This window comes from Mesorhizobium sp. M7D.F.Ca.US.004.03.1.1 (assembly GCF_003998635.1).
Taxonomy (GTDB): Bacteria; Pseudomonadota; Alphaproteobacteria; order Rhizobiales; family Rhizobiaceae; genus Mesorhizobium; species Mesorhizobium loti.
This window is the reverse complement of record NZ_RZQG01000857.1, coordinates 1-2,488: the sequence shown is the minus strand read 5'-3', so window position 1 is coordinate 2,488 and position 2,488 is coordinate 1. Positions and strand designations below refer to the sequence as shown.

Genomic DNA, 2,488 nt, shown 5'->3' with positions numbered 1-2,488 from the left:
GGCGCAGGGCGCGCTTGCCGATCACAACCGCATCGCGCTTTGCCGCTTCTTCGCCGAAAACCTGCTCGGCGAGGTCAGTGCCTTGAAGGAGCGCGTTGTCGATGGCGCCGAGAGTCTTGCCGTTGCCGGCAAAACGCTGATTTCCGCCTGACGTTCACAAGGAAAAGACCGTGACAGACCACATCCTCGTCGAGCGCCACGGCGCCATCCAGATCATCCGTATTAACCGGCCGGACAAGAAGAACGCGCTGACGCGCGCCATGTATGCGAAAATGTCGGCTGCTCTTGCCGAGGGCGACGCCGATCCTGCGATCCGCGTCCATGTGTTCCTTGGCGTGCCCGGCGCCTTCTCCTCCGGCAACGACCTTGCCGATTTCATGATCGTCGCCACCGGCGGCGATGGCGGCACCGAGGTCTGGGATTTCCTGATGGCGCTGGCCAGGGTCGAAAAACCCATCGTGTCCGGCGTCGATGGCATCGCGGTCGGCATCGGCACGACGCTCAACCTGCATTGCGACCTGACTTTCGCCACACAGCGCACCGTCTTCAGGACGCCGTTCGTCGATCTCGGCCTGGTGCCCGAGGCGGGATCGAGCCTTCTGGCGCCGCGGATCCTGGGACAGCAAGCTGCTTTCGCGCTGCTCGGTCTCGGCGAGGGCTTATCGGCCGAGCGCGCGAAGGCTGCCGGCTTGATCTACGAGGTGGTCGAGGAAGCAGCGCTTGAAGCCTCGGTCTTGGCGGCGGCCGGCCAGATCGCGGCCAAGCCGCCGCAAGCGCTGAAGATCGCCCGCGACCTGATGCGCGGCTCGCGCGACGACCTCGTCGCCCGCATCGGCGAGGAAAGCGAGCATTTCCGTGAGCGGCTGAAATCCGATGAGGCGCGCGCAGCACTCACGGCGTTCATGACGAGAAAAAAGGCCTGAGCCTTTCCTTCAGGGATAAAGCCTCGTCTTGTCCCAGCCGCCTTTCGCATCGCGGGAAAAGACGACACGGTCATGCAGTCGGAACGGCCTGTCGTGCCAGAATTCGATCGTCTGCGGCACGATGCGGAAGCCCGACCAGTGCTTTGGCCGCGGGATCTCGCCGATCGCGTGGCGTGCGGTGTATTCGGCCACCGCCTTTTCCAGCGCAAAGCGGCTTTCCAGCGGGCGCGACTGTTTCGAGGCCCAGGCGCCGATGCGGCTGCCGCGCGGCCGCGTCGCATAGTAGGCATCGGCTTCGGCGTCGCTGACGATCTCCACCGGGCCGCGAATGCGCACTTGCCGGCGCAGCGATTTCCAATGGAAGCACATCGCCGCCTTCATGCTGCCAAGAATCTCCTGGCCCTTGGCGCTCTCGAAATTCGTGTAGAAGACAAACCCGCCTTCATCGAAGCCCTTGAGCAACACCATACGCACATCCGGCATGCCGTCGGCATCGACGGTCGCCAGCGCCACGCCGTTGGGGTCGTTCGGCTCGCTTTTCGTGGCGTCGTCCAGCCATGCGGCAAAGAGACGAAACGGCTCGGCTGCCTCGGTAAAGTCACTGCTTGTTAACTCTGTGTCACTCATAGTTTTTCTCAAATTGTCACGGGAGCAGGGGAGGTTGCAGATTGTCGCGTATCGCGCAAGCTTTTGACAGCAGGCAATGGGGCGTTATCGCTTCGGCCAGCACGAAAGCCGTGATCGTGGCAGTCGCCTTGCCGCTTGCCGCCTGCGGCGCCGGTGGCTTCAGCCTGGAAAAGGCCGAAGTCGACCGCTCGATCCTGACCAGCAGCACATCGGTCTCGGCGACACCGGCCAGTTCGGATCGCGACTCCGACCAGACGACGATCGGCAACGCCGTGTCCTCGGCCGACATCGAGCAACTCGGCGGACAGGCCGTGCCGTGGGCCAATGCCGGTACGGGGTCACGCGGCTCCATCACCGGGCTGGCGGAATTGAAGGACAACGGCCAGACATGCCGTCGCTTCAAGGCCTCGCGCGAAAGCTTTGATGGCGTTGCCATGTTCGAAGGCGAGCTGTGCTTGGCCAGCGCCGGCGGCTGGCGCATGCAGGACTTCAAGGCGCTCTGAGCCTGATCCGAAAGTCGATCGGGTCGGCTCGGCGGGTCCTTTCGCCGCCGAGTACGTCGCCAACCTTGCCGACATCCCGGCTGCGATCGGCTTCTTCCGGCTCGACAAAAATCCCTCACCAATCCTCAGCCGCCGACTTTCGGATCAGGCGCTGATTTTCCGCCTTTGATATGCTGCTCCAGCACTGGAATTTCTTCCTATGCGAGCGCATATAGGAGGCAACCAGAGACTCAACTCTTCTCCAGGGCAGTAAGCATGCGCGACCCCTATGAGGTGCTGGGCGTTGCCAAGAACGCATCGGCCAAGGACATAAAATCGGCATACCGGAAACTCGCCAAGAAGCATCATCCGGACCAAAATCCGAATGATCCCAAGGCGAAGGACCGTTTTGCCGCGGCCAACCAGGCCTACGAGATCGTCGGCGACGAGAAGAAT

At 62.7% G+C, this 2,488-nt stretch carries 4 protein-coding genes; 3 read left to right on the top strand and 1 reads right to left on the bottom strand.

Features of this window, described 5'->3' with window-relative positions; translation table 11 throughout:
• The first annotated feature begins 170 nt into the window (after positions 1-170).
• Entirely contained in the window at positions 171-923 is a 753-nt protein-coding gene (locus tag EN935_RS30950; protein WP_127262405.1) for a crotonase/enoyl-CoA hydratase family protein, read from the top strand.
• Between the two features lie 9 nt (positions 924-932).
• Here the strand turns inward: EN935_RS30950 and pdxH are convergent, their stop codons facing one another.
• Complete coding sequence (gene pdxH / locus EN935_RS30945; RefSeq protein ID WP_109662205.1) at positions 933-1,550, bottom strand: pyridoxamine 5'-phosphate oxidase; 618 nt, start codon at positions 1,548-1,550, stop codon at positions 933-935.
• Between the two features lie 41 nt (positions 1,551-1,591).
• Here pdxH and EN935_RS30940 point away from each other — a divergent pair, with 41 nt between their 5' ends.
• Both EN935_RS30940 and EN935_RS30935 read left to right on the top strand, forming a co-directional pair.
• Entirely contained in the window at positions 1,592-2,053 is a 462-nt protein-coding gene (locus tag EN935_RS30940; protein WP_109662207.1) for an RT0821/Lpp0805 family surface protein, read from the top strand.
• Between the two features lie 255 nt (positions 2,054-2,308).
• A partial coding sequence (locus EN935_RS30935; RefSeq protein ID WP_164771490.1) for a DnaJ domain-containing protein occupies positions 2,309-2,488 on the top strand: 180 nt, incomplete at its 3' end.

Bases quoted from the DNA above. Each gene is read 5' to 3' on its own strand.
- pdxH (WP_109662205.1), bottom strand. From the start codon at position 1,550: ATGAGTGACACAGAGTTAACAAGCAGTGACTTTACCGAGGCAGCCGAG.